Source organism: Sphingobium aromaticiconvertens, assembly GCF_037154075.1.
GTDB classification, from domain to species: domain Bacteria; phylum Pseudomonadota; class Alphaproteobacteria; order Sphingomonadales; family Sphingomonadaceae; genus Sphingobium; species Sphingobium aromaticiconvertens.
This window is the reverse complement of record NZ_JBANRJ010000001.1, coordinates 1,102,763-1,120,719: the sequence shown is the minus strand read 5'-3', so window position 1 is coordinate 1,120,719 and position 17,957 is coordinate 1,102,763. Positions and strand designations below refer to the sequence as shown.

At 62.2% G+C, this 17,957-nt stretch carries 15 protein-coding genes; 7 read left to right on the top strand and 8 right to left on the bottom strand.

Annotated features, from left to right (window positions below; genetic code table 11):
* Positions 1-52: 52 nt before the first annotated feature.
* Positions 53-2,869, bottom strand: a complete 2,817-nt coding sequence (locus tag WFR25_RS05450; RefSeq protein ID WP_419723195.1) for a TonB-dependent receptor — start codon at positions 2,867-2,869, stop codon at positions 53-55.
* Between the two features lie 649 nt (positions 2,870-3,518).
* Here WFR25_RS05450 and WFR25_RS05445 point away from each other — a divergent pair.
* Entirely contained in the window at positions 3,519-4,859 is a 1,341-nt protein-coding gene (locus WFR25_RS05445) for a pectate lyase family protein (RefSeq protein WP_336974715.1), read from the top strand.
* Positions 4,856-5,245, top strand: a complete 390-nt coding sequence (locus WFR25_RS05440) for a cupin domain-containing protein (RefSeq protein WP_336969296.1) — start codon at positions 4,856-4,858, stop codon at positions 5,243-5,245. The genes WFR25_RS05445 and WFR25_RS05440 overlap by 4 nt, the downstream gene beginning before the upstream one ends.
* Positions 5,246-5,287: 42 nt before the next feature.
* On the opposite strand, the gene WFR25_RS05435 is transcribed toward WFR25_RS05440, so the two are convergent.
* The 5 genes from WFR25_RS05435 to WFR25_RS05415 all read right to left on the bottom strand — a co-directional run bounded on the left by WFR25_RS05435 (position 5,288) and on the right by WFR25_RS05415 (position 10,791).
* A complete protein-coding gene (locus WFR25_RS05435; protein WP_419723143.1) occupies positions 5,288-6,850 on the bottom strand; it encodes a carboxylesterase/lipase family protein in 1,563 nt (520 codons plus the stop codon).
* Positions 6,851-6,862: 12 nt separating this feature from the next.
* On the bottom strand, positions 6,863-7,882 hold the full coding sequence (locus WFR25_RS05430; protein WP_336969294.1) for a sugar kinase: 1,020 nt from the start codon (positions 7,880-7,882) through the stop codon (positions 6,863-6,865).
* 17 nt (positions 7,883-7,899) lie between these two features.
* Positions 7,900-8,655: a 2-dehydro-3-deoxy-D-gluconate 5-dehydrogenase KduD gene (kduD, locus tag WFR25_RS05425; RefSeq protein ID WP_336969291.1), complete on the bottom strand. Its 756-nt coding sequence runs from the start codon at positions 8,653-8,655 to the stop codon at positions 7,900-7,902.
* A gap of 175 nt (positions 8,656-8,830) precedes the next feature.
* On the bottom strand, positions 8,831-9,670 hold the full coding sequence (gene kduI, locus WFR25_RS05420) for a 5-dehydro-4-deoxy-D-glucuronate isomerase (protein WP_336969288.1): 840 nt from the start codon (positions 9,668-9,670) through the stop codon (positions 8,831-8,833).
* 68 nt (positions 9,671-9,738) lie between these two features.
* Positions 9,739-10,791, bottom strand: a complete 1,053-nt coding sequence (locus tag WFR25_RS05415; protein ID WP_336969286.1) for a LacI family DNA-binding transcriptional regulator — start codon at positions 10,789-10,791, stop codon at positions 9,739-9,741.
* Between the two features lie 116 nt (positions 10,792-10,907).
* Between WFR25_RS05415 and WFR25_RS05410 the strand changes: the two genes are divergently transcribed.
* The 4 genes from WFR25_RS05410 to WFR25_RS05395 all read left to right on the top strand — a co-directional run bounded on the left by WFR25_RS05410 (position 10,908) and on the right by WFR25_RS05395 (position 15,323).
* The gene (locus WFR25_RS05410; RefSeq protein WP_336969283.1) at positions 10,908-11,708 is read left to right on the top strand and encodes a 2-keto-4-pentenoate hydratase; all 801 of its coding nucleotides are present in this window, start codon (positions 10,908-10,910) and stop codon (positions 11,706-11,708) included.
* A gap of 35 nt (positions 11,709-11,743) precedes the next feature.
* The gene (locus tag WFR25_RS05405) at positions 11,744-13,024 is read left to right on the top strand and encodes an MFS transporter (RefSeq protein WP_336969281.1); all 1,281 of its coding nucleotides are present in this window, start codon (positions 11,744-11,746) and stop codon (positions 13,022-13,024) included.
* A 172-nt stretch (positions 13,025-13,196) separates the two neighbouring features.
* Positions 13,197-14,312: a DUF47 family protein gene (locus tag WFR25_RS05400; protein ID WP_336974709.1), complete on the top strand. Its 1,116-nt coding sequence runs from the start codon at positions 13,197-13,199 to the stop codon at positions 14,310-14,312.
* A gap of 9 nt (positions 14,313-14,321) precedes the next feature.
* Positions 14,322-15,323, top strand: a complete 1,002-nt coding sequence (locus WFR25_RS05395; protein ID WP_336969278.1) for an inorganic phosphate transporter — start codon at positions 14,322-14,324, stop codon at positions 15,321-15,323.
* A 145-nt stretch (positions 15,324-15,468) separates the two neighbouring features.
* Here the strand turns inward: WFR25_RS05395 and WFR25_RS05390 are convergent, their stop codons facing one another.
* The gene (locus WFR25_RS05390) at positions 15,469-15,642 is read right to left on the bottom strand and encodes a hypothetical protein (RefSeq protein ID WP_336969275.1); all 174 of its coding nucleotides are present in this window, start codon (positions 15,640-15,642) and stop codon (positions 15,469-15,471) included.
* Positions 15,643-15,782: 140 nt separating this feature from the next.
* Here WFR25_RS05390 and WFR25_RS05385 point away from each other — a divergent pair, with 140 nt between their 5' ends.
* Entirely contained in the window at positions 15,783-17,174 is a 1,392-nt protein-coding gene (locus WFR25_RS05385) for a helix-turn-helix domain-containing protein (protein WP_336969274.1), read from the top strand.
* Here WFR25_RS05385 and WFR25_RS05380 read toward each other — a convergent pair.
* Positions 17,161-17,895 (bottom strand): NRDE family protein, encoded by a 735-nt coding sequence (locus tag WFR25_RS05380; protein WP_336969272.1) that lies wholly within the window; start codon positions 17,893-17,895, stop codon positions 17,161-17,163. The two genes, WFR25_RS05385 and WFR25_RS05380, sit on opposite strands and share 14 nt — an antisense overlap.
* Positions 17,896-17,957 lie beyond the last annotated feature (62 nt).

The window sequence follows — 17,957 nt, the reverse complement described above, 5'->3', positions numbered from 1 at the left end:
CCGTAAATAAAAGGCCGGGCCGCCCTGCTGACGGGTGGCCCGGCCACAATCCCTACATTTTGAAGCGCGCGCCGATCTGAAAGGTGCGGCCAAAATGATTATATTCATAGTTCCGGTTGGCATCGAGATCGGTGTAGCGATCGCGATATTCGTCGGTCAGGTTGATCCCTTCCAGCGAAAGCTCAACCCAGTCCGTCAGCTTGTAGCGGACCGCGGCATCCACGTTCACGGTGCTGTTATACCCCTCGAACACATTGCCGGTGGCGCTGTTCTGATCCGCATAGGCGCTACGATAGCTGGCCGAAACGCGGGCGCTGAACTTCGCATCCTCATAATAGAGGGTGCCGTTATAGGCACGCTTCGACACACCAAAGAGCGTGTTCGTCCGTATGCCCGAAACCAGCCCGCCACCCGGCACGACGGCTGGACCCTGCACGTTATAGTCAGCATCGGAATCGATGAAGGTAGCGTTCGCGATCATGCCGAAATTCTTGAAGATGCCCGGCAGGAAGGAGAAGGGCATCTGCAACGCAATTTCCGCCCCCTTGAGCGAGGCGCCCGTGCCGTTGATCGTTGTCGCGATCGTCCAGATCGGCAGTGACTGCTGCGCGGGGTTGAGCGCCGCAGGAGAACTGCTGACCAGCACGGAGGCGGGCAGGCCAGTTTCTGTGAAGGTGGCGTTGGAAATGGATGTGGAAACCGGGAAGCTCTGCACATCCTTCTTGAACAGGGCGACCGAGAAAATCGACTGCGGCGCGAAATACCATTCAACCGCCAGATCATAGGATGTCGCCCGATAAGGATCGAGCTGCGGATTGCCGAAGCTCACGCGATATTGAAAGCCATCGGCCGATCCACCCGGCGTCAGGCTGCCCAGCGACGGACGGGTCACGACATCGGCGACCGCCGCGCGGATGACGACATCGCGCATCGGGAACAGCGCCAGATTTACCGCCGGCAGCCAGTCTTCATAGCTGCGCTTGATGGTGACTTCAGTCGTGCCGTTGATGCCGGTCGATGTCTGCCCCGTTCGCGCATAACGGATGCCCGCGTTCAGCGCATAGTCCAGACCCAGAAAATCGCCCTTCGCATCGAACTGAAGATAACCGCCGGTCACTTCTTCCGTCACGGATCGGTTATTGCCGACATCCAGCGTCAGCGGTCGATCATATAATTTGGTGAAGTCAGTGGCCGCGTCCAGATTGGGGATCAGCCATTGGGTGGTCGTGCCCGCGGGCTGACCAGCCCGTCCCAGGGTGAACAGTTCGCTGAGCGCCGGCGTCGCCTGGAAACCATAGACCGCCGTTGGCCCAAACAGGCTGGTGGGTGAGCAGGTGATGGTGCCCAGCACCAGATCCCTGCCGCCGTTACCGCACACGGCGGTATCGCGCTGATAGGCGACGGCGTCGAAATCGAACTTGCGCCACATTCCGCCTGCCTTGACGGTGAAACCTTCGGTCAAGTCCCACTCGGTCCGCAATTGCGCCGTCTTGAACCGGTTAGTGGTGTTGGACGGGCGATCACGGATTTCGGCAAGCTGAAAATTGGCAGGGTCGGTGACACTGGTCCCGAACGTCAGCTTGGGCTGGTTCCTGTTGCTATAGTCATAGCCGTAGCCCTGCGCATCGCGGTCATCGAACACCATAGTGGTTTCGACCGGGATATCGGCGTCCGACTTGGAAAAACCGCCCAACAGGGTGAAGCGGAACGTATCGCTTACATCCTGATCCCAGGTTGCACCAAGCTGATAGAATTCCGTGCGGGACTTGCGCAGATAATGTTCGGTCCGCACCCATGCGTCGTTCAGCGTCGCCGAGATCATATTATTGTTGCTGTCATAGACAGGATTGACGATGTTGATCGACCGCTCGTTGGAGCGCAGGAGCACTTCGCCCCATTTCTCTTCGCGGGTTTCCTTGAATCGCGAATAGAGGCCATCGACCGAAATTTTCGTGCTGTCGCTGGGCGCGAACTGAACCGATGCGGTCAGGCCCAGCCGTTCACGATCATGCCCCACCTCGCCATAGCGAGGAATGCGCGGGTGGAAGGAAAGCGCGGCGGCGTTGCAGGCCGCGCTGGCGATATAGGTTCCGCCCGAATTGGGCTGGGTCCAGCAATTGGTGCTGTCGACGGAATCAAAGCGCGCCTGTGCCCATCGCACACTGTTATTGCCCAGTTCGACATTATTCTGCTTGGAATAGGCGGCCGACAAGGCAACGCCAAAGCGGCCATCCGCCGACTTCCACGAGGCAATACCGGCAAAGCGCGGCCCCCAGTTTTTCGACAGGTCATTATAGGCGGCTGTAGCCGAACCGACGAGCGTCAGCCCATATTTACCACCCAGCGGATTGCCGGTGTTGAGATCGACCACCGCGCCCAAAGAGCCTTCGTCAAGGCTGGCTTCGGCTGTCTTGTGCACCACCAGAGAGCTGAACAGTTCCGACGCAAACACGTTGAAATCGAAGGAGCGATCGCGGTTGGAACTGGCGCCGTCAGTCGATGTGGCAACCGTTTCCAACCCATTGACGCGAACACGGGTGAACTGCGCGCCCAGTCCGCGCACGGTAATGGCGCGGCCTTCGCCGCCATCGCGCTGGATCGAGATGCCGGGAATACGCTGAAGCGATTCAGCCAGGTTCTGATCGGGGAATTTAGCGATGTCCTCCGCCACGATCGCGTCGACCGACCCAACCGATTCGCGCTTCAGGTTGATGGCGGCCCCCAGCGATTGGCGGAAGCCGGTTACGACGATATCGGCGACTTCGCCTTCACCACTTGCCTGCGTAGCTGTTGTATCGGCCGTTTGCGCGCTCTGCGCCAATGCCTGAGTGGGCAGCGCCAGCGCGATCACCGCGAAAGACGCACCCATCATCCAGCGGCCGACGCCTGCCTTCTTCACCCCTTCACGATCAGTCACCCTTCTGCTCCTTCCCTGTTACGCGACGTTTTTCCGGCCTTATCTGGGCCGGAAAAACGCATGCTATACGTTCGGGATTGGCGTGCAGAAACGATGCGGCACCCCTCTCCCCCAAAGCCATCGCCAGTTTTTACTGGTCTATACGACGCCTTTGGAAACCGGTGTCATAAATGCGCTGCACTCATGAACCTGTCAATATCCGATCGCAATAATGATACATGAAAGTGGGAAAAGCCTGTCAGATTCTGCGGCATTCCCCGCTTTTTGGCGCTTAATAGCAGTCAATCTTTGGCTTAAGAGGAAGGGACAGCGGATCGCATTCCAATAATGGGAATGTCATATGGAATTGCGCTCATCTGTCCGGTTTTGAACGAAAAAAGGCCGGCCAGCATGTGCAGATGCTGGCCGGTCCCGGTCCACCCCCTCGGCCACGGGAGCAACACCACCCGGAGCGACCCGAAAAGTGGCGACAGGTTCGGAAGTATGGACACCGGTGTCAAAAAGAGTTGCGGTGGATCGACCGCAATGTCAAGAACAGGCGAAGAGGAGACCTGAAAAGATGATGCGTAAACGCTCGCCGCTGATCCTGTCGCTGCTGGCCATGAGCTGTGCAATACCCGCGCTCGCAAAGGCGCCTGCCACGACACCCATGGCCTTCCCCGGCGCCGTCGGCTGGGCAGCGAGCACGCCGGGCGGGCGGGGCGGACGGATCATCCGCGTGACTACGCTGGCCGCAGACGGCCCCGGCAGCTTCAAGGCCGCGCTGAACGCAAAAGGGCCGCGCATCATCGTGTTCGAGGTCGCAGGCGTGATCGACATGGGGCGACAGGCACTCAGCCTCACCGAACCTTTCGTCACTATCGCTGGCCAGACGGCCCCCTCCCCCGACATCACCCTGATCCGCACCGGCATCGACGTCGCCACCCACGACGTCATCATCCGTCATATCCGGGTTCGCACGGGCGTCGATGGACAACCCAAATTAAGTGGCTGGGAAGCTGACGCCATGTCGACGGTGAAGGCGCATAATGTCGTCATCGACCATTGCACCTTCACCTGGGCGATCGACGAGAATATGTCCGCCTCCGGCCCGCGCTTCGATGGGAAAACGCCCGAGGAGTGGCGGCGTAACACGTCCCACGCCATCACCTTTTCCTATAATCTGGCGGCGGAGGGTCTGGCCGAGGCGAGCCACCCAAAGGGCGAGCATAGCAAGGGCACACTGATCCACGACAATGCCAGCGAGATCCTGATCTATCGCAACATCTATGCACACAACAAGGAACGCAACCCACTGGTAAAGGGCGGCGCGCAGGTCGAGCTGGTCAACAATATCCTTTACGACCCGGGCGAGCGGGCCGTGCATTATAACCTGATGGCGCTGGAATGGGGGGATAATCCCTATCAGAATGGCAAGCTGTCGGCGGTTGGCAATGTGCTTCGTGGTGGCCCCTCGACCGAGCCGGGCATGCCGTTCCTCATGCTGGGCGGGGATGGCGACCTCGATTATTATGGCAAGGACAATATTGCCGTCGACCAGTGGGGCAAGCCGCTGCCGATGTTTGGCCGCTACGGCGAAACCCGCGCGAAACTGAACGAGGTGTCGGCCCCGCCGGTCTGGTGGGCAGGCACCCAAATCCTGCCGACGCGCGACGTCGAAACCCATGTTCTGGCTCATGCCGGCGCACGCCCGTGGGATCGTGATGCCGACGACCTGCGCGTCCTGTTCTTCGTGGCTGAGGGACGCGGCGAGATATTGAACGATGAAAAACAGGTCGGCGGCTATCCGAAGATGGCGACGACCCGCGCGCCGTTCGTGGAGGCCAACTGGAACCTGGACACGATGGAGCCGAAATCCGGTCGCTATCCGGGACAGAAGGCAGAGATCGCCGAACATCTGTCGGATCGGGACAAAATGATGCGCCAAGGGGAAAAACCATGAGTGTGCTGCTCACCCTGTTGCTTGCGGGCGCGGCGCCGCCGATGGCAATCGTCGACGAAAAGGACGTCCGGAAGGAAGAGCCGAACCCACACGGGCAGATCGGCATGAGCACCGCTTACCGTATCAGCGACGCCGTGCCCCAACCGCGCACCATGGAGTTTCGCAAGCGCATCCTGCACCCCGGCTCGGCCATCGGCCTCCACCCCATCGCGCATGACGAGGTTTATTATGTCCTGTCCGGCACCGGCGACGTGACCTCCGATGGCGTCACCCGCGCCGTGGGGCCGGGCATGGCCGCCTATCTATACACCGGTGCACAGGTGGGCATCCGACAGACCGGCAAGGAGCCGCTGGCGCTCATCATCTCCTACCCGGTGGTGAAATAGAGGAGCGGGCCATCGTAACCCGTGGCTGTTGAATAACACCCTTCAACTTCCCGGCTGAATATAGGGCACCCGCGCGAATAGCTCGCGCTCCCATCCGCGCGGGTCATCTTCCACCCGACTGGCCGTGTCGAAAATCATCGTGCTGCGGTGATCCAGTCGATATTGGGGCCAGCTTTCCAGCCCCGGCCCGTCGGGATTGCCCGCGCGCGCAAAGTGCAGGAAGCGCGCCATCACCGCTGCCGATGCGGCCCGTGCGCCCTGCCCTGTGCCCGTAAACGATCCGGGTGCATCCAGCGTGCCAAAGGCCAGCGCGATGTCCATTGTGTGCGGCGCACCGCGTCTCGGCTGCGTCGGCGACTGGAAATCGACCTGATAGACCCAGGTCGGCGCGTCGACGCGCGCCCGCGCCTCCGCCTCCAGCACCTGTCCCGGCCAGCTGCGTCCTGCTGTTGTCGCGGCATAAAGGATGCGTTCGGCCGACCAGTCGGGAAAGCGCGCCCGATATTGCGCGACAATCCATTCAGGCGGCAGGTCCATCCGCAACTCCGGCGCCATTCGGGCAGCGAGATTATCCCAGTTCAAGCCCCGAGCGATCGGCCCGCCGGGATCAATGAAGGCGCCGGTTTCCTCACGCGTGTTGCCCAACATCATCGGGATTGCATTACCCTGCGGCGCGGCGTCGGGCCAGAAGGGGTGCCGCAACAACCAACGCATATCCAGCACAGGCCCCATATAAACGCCGCCGCCCAATATCGGGTCTTCCACCGACAGTCCCTCGATCAACCGTTCCACCGGCATCGTCAGCAGTGGTTCCAGATCGGTCGGCCTGACGCCCAGCCGATCGAGATAGGCGGCGGTCCGGCGGGCCGCGTTGATCGGGCCGGATGCCGTCACCTGTTGCCCGCTCATCGTGATCGCGCGGTGAAACAGGCCCTTGGCCGCAGGCATAGCCATCATCGTCGCGATCTTCGCGCCCCCGCCGGACTGGCCGAACAGCAATATGTTAGCTGGATCACCGCCGAAAGCCGCGATATTGTCCCGTACCCAACGCAGCGCGAGGATCAGGTCGAGCTGCCCCACATTGCCACTGTCGGCAAAGCGCGGGTCCAGCCCAGCGAGATAGAGATAGCCCAAGGCATTGAGGCGATGATTGACCGTCACCACCACTATGTCGCCGCGCGCCGCCAGCCGATCGCCATGGTTCAGCGGATCGACCACGCTGCCGTTCGAATAGGCGCCGCCATGGATATAGAGCATCACCGGACGCTTCGCTTGCCCCTCTGTTCCCGGTGTCCAGATGTTAAGGAACAGGCAATCCTCGCTGGTCACGGCCTGCTTGCCCTTTTGCGGGCAGGAGGGGGCAAAGTGGGTGGCATCGACAATGCCGCTCCACCGTTCGGGCGGCACCGACGGCATGAATCGACGCCGCGTCGTATCCTGCCCATAGCGCACCCCGCGAAAGACATGCAGCCCGCCTTCGCGCGTGCCCCTTATGCGGCCATGGGTCGTTGCAACGACGCTATTGGCCACAGCCCCGACCCGCGCGGATGCAGCCGTCACCATCAGACCTATTGTGCTGGTCAGAAAGGGGCGACGACCAATCATGAATTTTTCCTTTCAGCGTCTGACGTCGAGGCCGTCTTGCTGGAAGGCTATGATGTCGGGCTGGGTGAAGAGGGAGGCATCGCCGGGGAGGGAGTGTTTGAGGGCGGTGAGCGCGAGGCCGGTGTTGGCGGCGTCCTCGATGTTCTGGCCCGACAGGATGCCGTGGAGGATGCCGGCGGCGAAGGCGTCACCCGCGCCGATCCGGTCGACGATGCCGGAGACGGCGATTTCGTCAGTCTGGACCGCCGCATCCGGCGTGTCGATGCGCGCGGCGATGCGGTGGCGGTCGGCGTCCTCGACATGGCGGGCGGTGGACGCGATCAGCTTGAGGTTCGGGAAGGCCGCGAACCCGGCTTGGGCTGCTTCGCGCCGCCGGTCCGATCCGTCGCCATGGAAGGGCTTGTCGAGCAGCAGCGCCATGTCGCGATGGTTGCCGAACAGGATGTCGGCCTGGCTCACCAGTTGGGTGAGGATCGCCTTGGGATCGCTGTCCCACGCTTCCCACAGCCGCGCGCGATAATTGCCGTCGAAGATCAGGGTCATGCCCCGCTGCTTTGCGGCCTTGGCGGCGGCCAGCGCAGCGGCGGCGGAGCGCGGCCCCAGCGCAGGCGTGATGCCCGACAGATGGAGATGGGTCGCGCCATCAAACGCCGCGTCCCAGTCAAAATCCGCCTCGCTGGCGCGGGCAAAGCTGCTGTCGGCCCGGTCATAGACGATGTCCGACGCCCGCAGCCCGGCGCCGGGCGTCAGGAAGTAAAGGCCCATCCGCCCCTCTTGCGCAGCCGCGACATGGGTGCAATCGACCCCCGCGCCCATCAACGCCCCGCGCGCCATCTGGCCCAGCGCATTGTCGGGCACCGTGCTGACCATGCGGGTGGCATGGCCAAGGCTGGCCAGCCCGATCGCGACATTGGCCTCCGCCCCGCCGACATGGATGTCGAGACTGCGCGCGGAACGCAGCAACAGCTTGTCGGGCGGCGACAGGCGCACCAGCAGTTCACCAAAGAAAGCAAGGGTCGGCTTCTGGGTCACGATCAGGATCCTTCCGCTTAACGCGCCAGCCAGCCGCCGTCGACGGCAAGAATATGCCCATCGACATAGTCCGACGCGGACGACGCAAGAAACACCGCCGCGCCGCCCAGATCGGACGCCTTGCCCCAGCGGCCCGCCGGGATGCGGTCGACGATGGACTTATTGCGGACCTCATCGGCCTGCAAGGCGGTGGTGTTGTTGGTGGCGATATAGCCGGGCGCGATCGCATTCACATTGATGCCCCTGGCCGACCATTCATTGGCCAGCAGCTTGGTCAGGCCGCCGATCCCGCTCTTGGACGCGGTATAGCTGGGCACGCGGATGCCGCCCTGAAAGGTCAGCATCGAGGCGATGTTGATGATCTTGCCGGAGCCTTGGGCCAGCATCTGCCTGGCCGCGGCCTGCGCCAGGAAGAAGACGCTCTTCAAATTGGTGTCGATCACCGCGTCCCAGTCTTCCTCGGTGAAGTCGATGCTGTCGGCGCGGCGAATGATCCCGGCATTGTTGACCAATATGTCGATGCGACCCAGCTTCTCTACCGTCTCGTCGATGATGCGGTTCACAGGCTCGATGCTCGACAGGTCGGCCGAGACGATCTCTGCCCGGCGGCCCAGCGCGCGGGCCTGCGTCACGGTGTCTTCAGCAGGCGTGCGGCCCACACAGGCAATGTCCGCGCCAGCCCCGGCGAGCGCCAGCGCGATCGCCTGGCCAATGCCGGTGTTGGCGCCGGTGACGACGGCCACCTTGCCGGAAAGATCAAAGGGATTGGTCATGGTCTTACTTTCCCCCCTCCCTTTTAAGGGAGGGGTTGGGGGAGGGTGCGCCTCGCGAAGCGGGGCGCTCAACGCTGGCGGTGAAGCGCGCGGAAGGCCGCGCGCACCCACCTTGACTGGAGACACGTGCCTCCGGTCAACCCCTCCCTTGAAAGGGAGGGGAACAAAGAAGGCCTTACGCCAGTTGGCAGATGTCCAGCACATTCATGTCGGTATAGTCCTGGTTCTCGCCGGCCATCGCCCAGATGAAGGCATAGGCCTTGGTGCCTGACCCCATGTGGATCGACCAGGGCGGGGAGATCACCGCTTCCTCATTGCCCATGACGATGTGACGCATGGCCTCGCCTTCGCCCATATAATGGAAGACGCGGTCAGAGGGGCCATCCAGCTCGAAGTAGAAATAGATCTCGCTGCGGCGCTCATGGATGTGGGGGGGCATGGTGTTCCAGACCGAACCGGGCTTGAGCACGGTCAGGCCCATCACCAGTTGCGCGCTGTCGCAAATGCCCGGAATGACCATCTGGTAGATGGTCCGCTCGTTCGATTCCTCAAGGCTGCCGCGCTCCAGCGCGGTCGCGTCGGCGACCGAGATCAGGCGCGTCGCGAACCCCTTGTGCGCCGGGCAGGAGGCCAGATAGAAACGCGCGCCAGCGCCGGAGAACTGTACGTCCTTCGCACCCATCGTCACATAGAGGCAATCCTTGTTGCCCATCGTGAAGACTTCGCCATCGACGGTCACGGTGCCCTCGACATTGCCCACATTGACGACCGCAAGCTCACGCCGCTCCAAAAACGGATGCCCCGCCGCCGACGCAGGCTCGGTCTGATCAGGCAGCTTCACTGCGCCGTCCGCAACCGCCACGCCACCAATCACGAACCGCTCCGCATGCGTATAGTTCAACACGCATTCGCCTGTCCGGAACAGCCCCTGGATCAAGTACCGATCCCGCAACTCCTCATTGCTCACGCACTCCATCATATCCGGATGCGTCCCGTAAAATGTCTTCTCGTACATGGTTGAACCTCAGCCACTGATGATTGGCGACACTCGTCTTGGACACCGGTGTCAATAAATCTCAACTATCAGGATTGGTGTGGAGGTGCAACCGAGGCGCGGCGGATCAGGGTTGAGCTGAACATCGACGGTTCGTTGACTTCCCCTTCCTCACCGATGGCCGTGCCGATGAGTTTGAGCGCAGCGGCCCGACCCATCGCCACGATCGGCCAACGCACGGTGCTGAGCGGCGGCCAGACGCGCGTGGTGAGCGGGGTATCGTCGAACCCGATGATCGAAAGCTCCTCCGGCACGGCGATCCCACGCAATCGCGCGGCGTAGAGAACGCCCGCCGCCATCTCATCATTGCTGGCAAAGATCGCGGTCGGGCGGGGCGCCAGATCGAACAGGCTTTCCGATGCAGATACGCCGGATTCGAACGTATACTGCCCGTCCGCCACCAGACTACGCGGCAGGCTGATCCCTGCCTCCGTCAGCGCCAATTCAAACCCTTCGCGCCGCTCACGCGCTGAACGGAAGCCATGCGGTCCCGCGATCAGGCCAATGCGGCGATGGCCCACGGCGATCAAATGGCGCACGGCGTCGGCCACCGCTTCCCGGTCGTTGGAAGCAACCATATGTTCGGGATCGTCAAGCACCGCCGACCCCATACGGACATAGCGGCACCCCTCCTCATCCAGCATCCGAGCCAACTGGTCATTTTCGGACATGGGCGGCAGGATGACAACGCCGAACAGGCGCTGGCGGGTTATGAAGCTACGAATATCCTCCATCACCCGACTGGAACCGCGATCGACAGGGCGAATCACCAGTTCGAACTCGGTATCGTGCAGCGCCTCCAATATGCCTTGCTGCATGCTGAGAATCATCTGGGCATTGGGGTTGTCATAAACCAGGCCGATCAGGAAATTGCGGCCCAAAGCAAGAGCACGCGCCTGTGGATTGGGAACATAGCCGGTCTGGCGGATGATCGCCTCCACCTTACCCCGTGTTTCCTGATTGAGCAGCGGTGAGCGGTTGATGACCCTGCTGACCGTCTTTTTCGATACGCCGGCCATCCGGGCAATGTCATTTATGGTCAGCTTCGGCGGCTGTCCCTCATCCTGTTTTTGCTTTGCCATGCGGCCTTATAGCGCACAATCCTCACGCCGCCAGCCGTCCGTAACGCAAGGCCGCTTGTAAATGACACCGGTTTCCATTAGCCGTCATCCGATCAGTGATTTGAAAGGGATTTCGCGTGACGGGAAGCAGCGCAGCGCAGGCGACAGCCGAGTGCTTTCTGGCGGCCAGAAAAAATGCCACCGGCCTTGCCGACTATCCAGGAACCCTGCCCACCTCTCTGGACGAAGGCTATGCGATTCAGGACGCCGCGTTGGCGCGCGCTACGGATGCGGTAGCGGGATGGAAGGTCGGGCGCATTCCTTCGCCACTGTCAGAGACATTTGGATGCGACCGGCTGGCGGGACCGATCTTTGCCTCGACCGTCTTCGCGGCGGACGAGCAGTCGACCGGCCTGGTCTTTGCCGAAGGCTTCGGCGCCGTGGAAGCGGAGTTCCTGTTTCGTCTGGGCGTGGCGCCGGCCGCGGGTAAAACCAGCTTCACCCTGGAAGAAGCCGCCGAACTGGTCGATGCCGTGCATATCGGCATCGAGATTGCCAGCTCGCCGCTCGGCGCGATCAACAAGCTTGGCCCGGCAGTGACGATATCCGATTTTGGCAATAATAACGGCCTTCTGATCGGCTCGGCCATCCCCGACTGGCGTGATGGCGCCTATGCGACCACACCAGTGGCCACGCGGATCGATGGGGTCGAGGTCGGAACCGGCACGGCCGCCTCCTTCAACAATGGCGCTATGGGTTCCGTGCGTTTCCTGATCGAGAATCTGGCGGCGCGCGGCATCGCCATAGAGCCGGGCTGGTGGATTTCGACAGGCGCGGTGACAGGGGTTCATCCGGCCCATCCGGGACAGGTGGTTGAGACGGATTTCGGTCCGCTGGGTTGCCTGCACTGCACGATGACAGCACAAGAGCCGCGCTGAAGCGGCCAGATACCGGAAAAAATAGGAGCGGGTTGATGAGCGAAGCAGGAGTTCAGGTGCCACCGGTTGGGCGCTATCGCTGGGTGGTGGTAGCACTGCTGTTTGCGGCGACCGCGATCAACTATATCGACCGGCAGATGATCGGCGTGCTCAAGCCCACGCTGTCGGCTGAGATGAGCTGGTCGGAAACCGACTTCGCCAATATCGTCTTCTGGTTTCAGGCCGCCTATGCGATCGGCTATCTGGGCTTTGGCCGGATCGTCGACGTGATCGGCGCCCGCTTTGGCTATGCGATTGCCGTGGTCGTGTGGACCGTCGCCCATATGGCGCATGGCGGCGTGCATAGCGTGACGCAGTTTGCGATGGCCCGCTTTGGCCTGGGCGTCGGTGAGTCCGGCAATTTCCCCGCAGGCATCAAGGCCGTGACCGAGTGGTTCCCGCAAAAGGAACGCGCCTTCGCCATTGGCCTGTTCAATGCCGGGGCCAATATCGGCGCGATCATAACCCCGCTGCTGGTGCCATGGCTGACCGTGGCCTATGGCTGGCGGGTCGCTTTCTACGCCACCGGCATCTTCGGCATCGTCTGGCTGATCGCCTGGCTGGTCTTTTATCGCCGACCGGATCAGCACCCCAAGATCAGCCAGGAAGAACTGGCATATATCCAGCAGGATCCGGCCGATCCGGTCGTACCGATCGGCTGGGGCAAGCTGATCACGGTCAAGGAAACCTGGGCCTATGCGATCGGCAAATTCTGCATTGACCCGATCTGGTGGTTCTTCCTCTTCTGGCTGCCCGGCTATCTGGGTACCCGCTATGGCCTCGATCTGATCAGTTTCGGGCCGCCGCTGGTAGCCATCTATCTTCTATCCGACGGCGGCAGCGTCTTTGGCGGCTGGATGTCGGGGCGGCTGATGAAGGCCGGCAAGAGCGTCAATGCCGCGCGCAAGCTGACGATGTTGCTGTGCGCCTGCGCGGTGCTGCCGATCTTCTTCGCCCAGTCGATCGACAATCTGTGGCTGGCCGTGCTGGTGATCGGGATCGCCACGGCTGCGCATCAGGCCTTTTCCGCGAACCTCTACACCCTGCCGTCCGATCTGTTTCCGCGTGGCGCAGTCGGATCGGTGGTGGGCATTGGCGGCACGGTCGGCGCCATCGGCGGCATGGTGATGGCCAAATATGCTGGCTATGTGCTGGACAGCATCGGCAGTTATACGCCGCTGTTTGCGGTCGCTGGCAGTGCCTATTTCGTGGCGCTGGCGGCAGTACATCTACTCTCTCCCCGGCTGGAGCGTGTGAGCGTGACGGAAGCCGCCTGACCACCCTGCTCCCGCTTGGCGATGTCCGATTCTGAGGCACCACCAAGCGGGCAACCATTGCGCAATATGACAATTTCGTTACAAGGTGCGGATGGAACCAAGGGGGTACAAGCTGGCAGAGAGCGGCGGCAGCCGCGTGGAGCGCGCAGACATGGCCTTGACCGGCCGACCAATGCGTCAGATCGCTGCCTTACCCTACACCACCGATCCAGACGGATCGATGCGCATCCTCCTCATCACATCGCGCGACACAAAACGCTGGGTCATTCCCAAGGGAAACCGGATCAAGGGACTACCGGGCCACCGCGCGGCGGAGCTGGAAGCCTATGAGGAAGCCGGTATCCATGGCATCGCCTGCCCCGCGCCACTGGGCCATTATCGCTATGCCAAGCGGCGGCGCAAGGGCGGCGATCGCGAAGCGACGGTCGACGTCTTTCCACTGGCGGTCACCGGGCAATTGGGGCAATGGCCCGAACAAGGCCAGCGCGAGCTGCGCTGGTTTCCGGTCGCCGAAGCTGCCTGTGCAGTGGACGAGCCCGACCTCCAATCCCTGATCGCGGCCTTCCGCGAGCCACCGCGCAACCCTGGATGGTTTTTCCGGATGCTGTTGTGGCTGCAAGACAAAAGAAATGAAAGGACAGGCATGTTGCGCTGGTTCCACGCCCTGATGCCTAAACAGGGGCGTTTCTTCGAACAGTTCGAGGATCATGCCGTGACGCTAGTCGCTGGCGCCGATTCCCTCGCACGGTTGCTGAAGGGCGGGCCGGACATGGCCGAGCATATCAAGGCCATTTCCGACAAGGAACATGAGGCTGATGATATCATCCGCGACGTGTTGCAGGATGTGCGTCGCATCTTCGTCACCCCGTTCGACCGCAGCGCCATCACCGGCCTGATCGGCGTCATGGATGACGCCATCGACCAGATGAACCAGACCGCCAAGGCGATCGCGCTGTTTGAAGTCCAGGACTTCGCGCCGCAGATGCAGGATATGAGCGCGATCATCGTCGAATGCGCGCGGATCACCGCCGAAGCGATGCCGCTGCTGCGTTCGCTCAACATCAATGGCGGGCGGTTGCATGAATTGACCGAACGGCTGGTCAAGCTGGAGGGTCATGCCGACATTCTACATGAAGCGGGCCTCAAGACGCTTTATCATGCCGCGCGGGCGGGCAACCCGATGGACTTCGTCGTCGGCAACGAGATTTACGCCCATCTGGAAAAGGTGACAGACCGGTTCGAGGATGTCGCCAACGAGATTTCCGGCCTGGTCATCGACCACGCCTGAGCCGGATCAATGGACGCCCATATCACTTTTCCGCTGCTGGTCGGCCTGATCGGCATTGCGCTGGCTTTCGACTTTCTGAATGGCCTGCACGACGCGGCGAACTCGATTGCGACGATCGTGTCGACCCGCGTGCTGAAGCCGCAATATGCGGTCGCCTGGGCCGCTTTCTTCAACTTCATCGCCTTCCTCTTCTTTGGCTTGCATGTCGCCGAGACGGTGGGAAAGGGTATCGTCGGGACGAACATCATCGACGCACAAGTGATCTTTGGCGCGCTGATGGGGGCCATCGCCTGGAATCTCATCACCTGGGCGCTGGGCATCCCGTCATCGAGCAGTCACGCCCTGATCGGGGGATTATTGGGCGCGGGCATCACCAAGGCAGGCCTATCAGCGGTCGTGTGGTCGGGCGTGTTCAAGACCAGCGCGGCGATCGTCATCTCGCCCGCCATCGGCCTGATCCTGGCGCTATTCCTGGTCCTCATCATATCCTGGGTCTTCCGCCGCTTCACGCCGCAGGGCGCGGATCGGGTCTTCCGGAAACTCCAGCTTGTCTCCGCCTCGCTCTATTCGCTGGGGCATGGCGGTAACGACGCGCAGAAGACGATGGGGATCATCGCCGTGCTGCTCTACTCGCAGGGGATGATGGAGGGGGATTTTCATGTACCCTTCTGGGTCGTGATTTCCTGCCAGGCGGCGATGGCGATCGGTACGCTGCTGGGCGGGTGGAAGATCGTCCATACCATGGGGTCGAAGATCACCCGGCTGACCCCGGCGCAGGGCTTTTGCGCGGAAACGGGCGGTGCGATCACCCTGTTCATGGCGACGCATCTGGGTGTTCCGGTTTCGACAACCCATACGATTACCGGTGCGATCGTTGGCGTCGGCGCATCGCGGCGGCTTTCGGCTGTGCGATGGAATGTTGCGTCGAGTATCATCGTCGCCTGGGTCGTGACCCTGCCCGCTGCGGCGCTGATCGGGGCGCTGTTCTACTGGCTCGCGACATTCTTCTAAAATGGTGTTGTTGCGTGGCCGCGATTTCTTAACCGTCAGATGAGTCCATCTGACTGGAAATCGCTTGAGGGCGCGGTCGGTTGCCCGCCGCGCCCTTCCTCTCCTGAACGGCTTTCGCCTAGGCTCTCCCGAACGGCTTTCGTCCTTACGCCACCCGGCCGAGGCGGTGGTAAAGATTGGCATATTTGACTGATTCCGGCTGGTCCTGAACCTCGCGCAGATAATGGGCGATGGCGGTACGGATCAGGCCGAAATCCTCTTGCGAGAAAACGGCGCGCGAGCGGGTCGGCTGAATTGGCTCCATCGTATCCTGGGTCATCGGTCTTGCATCCTTTTGTCCTGCGGCCTGCTGGCCTTGATCTGCATATGGACGCGGAAGTGATGGCGGGTAAGGCCTATGAGTGGCCGCGTGTCATGACGCGACTTGTTCATATTGTCATATCATGACAATATGTCTGAATGGCAGAAGCAGCGGATCGCAAACTCTATCTGGGACCAAAGCTTCGCGTGCTGCGGCGCGAACTGGGGATCAACCAGACGCAGATGGCCGAGGAACTGGGGGTTTCGCCCAGTTATCTTAACCATCTGGAACGCAACCAGCGCCCCCTCACCGCGCAGATGCTGCTGCGGCTGGCCAATACCTATGACATCGATATTCGCGATTTCGTAGCGGGTGGCGGCGAGGGAGCCGCGACGCAACTGCGCGAAATATTGTCCGACCCGCTGGTGCGCGACATCGGCATTGCCCGTGACGAGATATTGGAGGTCGCGGAAAATTATCCCGGTGTGACCGAGGCGGTGGCCCGGCTGTACCGTGCGCTCAATGACCTGCGCCGGATGCCCGGCCAGATGACAGAAGGGGAGGGCGGCACCTTGCCCCAGCCGCTCGACTGGCTGCGCGAAACGATCAGCCAGCGCGGCAATCATTTCGCCGAAATCGACGCCGGGGCCGAAGCGATCGCGCAGGAACTGGCGGACGAACCGGCGCTGCTGGCGGCGGACCTGCGCGCACGGCTGAAGGAGAAACATGGCATCGGCGTGCAGATCGCGCCGGAAGCCGTGCTGGATGGCGCCCTGCGTCATTATGACATGCACCGCCGCCGTCTGATGCTGAACGAACGGATGCCCGCGTCCGGGCGGCTGTTCGCGCTGGCCTATCAGCTATGCGGGCAGGAGTTGCACGCGTTGATCGCAACCAGCGTGGCGCGCGCCGCACCGCCGGACGAGGACAGCAGGCGGTTGGCGAGCATCGCACTGACCAACTATGCCGCCGCCGCGCTGATCATGCCCTATGACCGATTTCGCAGCGCCGCTGAAGCCGGTCGCTATGACATGCCCCTGCTGTCCACCCGGTTTGGCGTTTCGGTGGAACAGTTGGCGCATCGATTGACCAGCCTCAACCGCACAGGCGCGCGGGGGGTGCCCTTCTTCATGGTGAAGATCGACCGGGCGGGCATCCTGTCCAAACGGTTCGACGGTGAGGCCTGGCCGTTCGCGCGGCTGGGCGGCACCTGTCCGCGCTGGAACGCGCATGGCAGCTTCGCGACGCCGGGCACGGTGCTGCCGCAACTGATCGAGACGGTGGAAGGCACGCGCTTCGTGACGCTGGCGATCGCGCTGCCGGGCACAGGCTCTGCCATCGCCATCGGCTGTGAGACGAAACATGGCGCGCGGCTGGTCCATGCCGATGGGCTGGATCTGGAGCGGGATGAGCCGGTAACGGTTGGTCCGACCTGTCACCTGTGCGAACGGCGCGGTTGCCCGGACCGGGCGCTGCCGCCGGTGACGCGGGCGCTGGACCTGCATGGCTATGAGCGGCGGGCGGCGCCCTATCCGTTCAGGCGGGTCTAGTATCCCAGTGGAAGGGGATCATCACATCGCCGACTGGCTGACCCGCAGGATCATAGCGCCGCTCGATGATTGACCCCACGCCTGCATGATCGATCATGACAACCGTGCTACACCGTGTGCCATAGACCGCATCCTTGACGAAGATCGTGGATGTATCGCCCGGCTTGCCGTTGGGTTGCTCAGGATCGCGCAGCGCGATTAGGAGGCGTTCGGCAGTGGCGGCGGGATCATCGAGCCAGTGTTCGATCTGTCGGGTCAGGCGGGCGGTCTTGTGCCAGGGCGGATCGAGGGGGCCGTTCGACATGCCGTGCAGCCCCGGCGACAGCGCCTGCCGGATCGCATGGGGGCGGTTCGACAAATGGAGCGCGCCTTCGGGTGAAATCGCGATCGCATTGAAGGGATTGAAAAGCGTCAGTTTTTCCAGATCGAGGTCCGCATAGGGGCCATTTCCAGCCACGAGATCGGCGACAAGACTGCCCCGTGACGCGGGTGCAGGGTCGAGCGCGTCAAAACCGCGAAGGTTTGTGACGGCGGCGAACCGTCCCCCTTCCGATACCCCTAGCCAGGTGCCCCCCGCCTGAAGATCACGCCCGGCAATCACATCGCGCTCACCCCAGCGCGCCAGGGGGGCCGCCGCGCGATCATGATATTCATCCCGATTGGCGGCCACCACCAACTGCCAGCGCGGATGCGCCTGCCATGCCAGAGCGAGGATGCACATGGATCAGGCGATCCCACGCCGTTGCGCTTGATGAAAGTGGATCATGCGCCCCAATAGGCCGC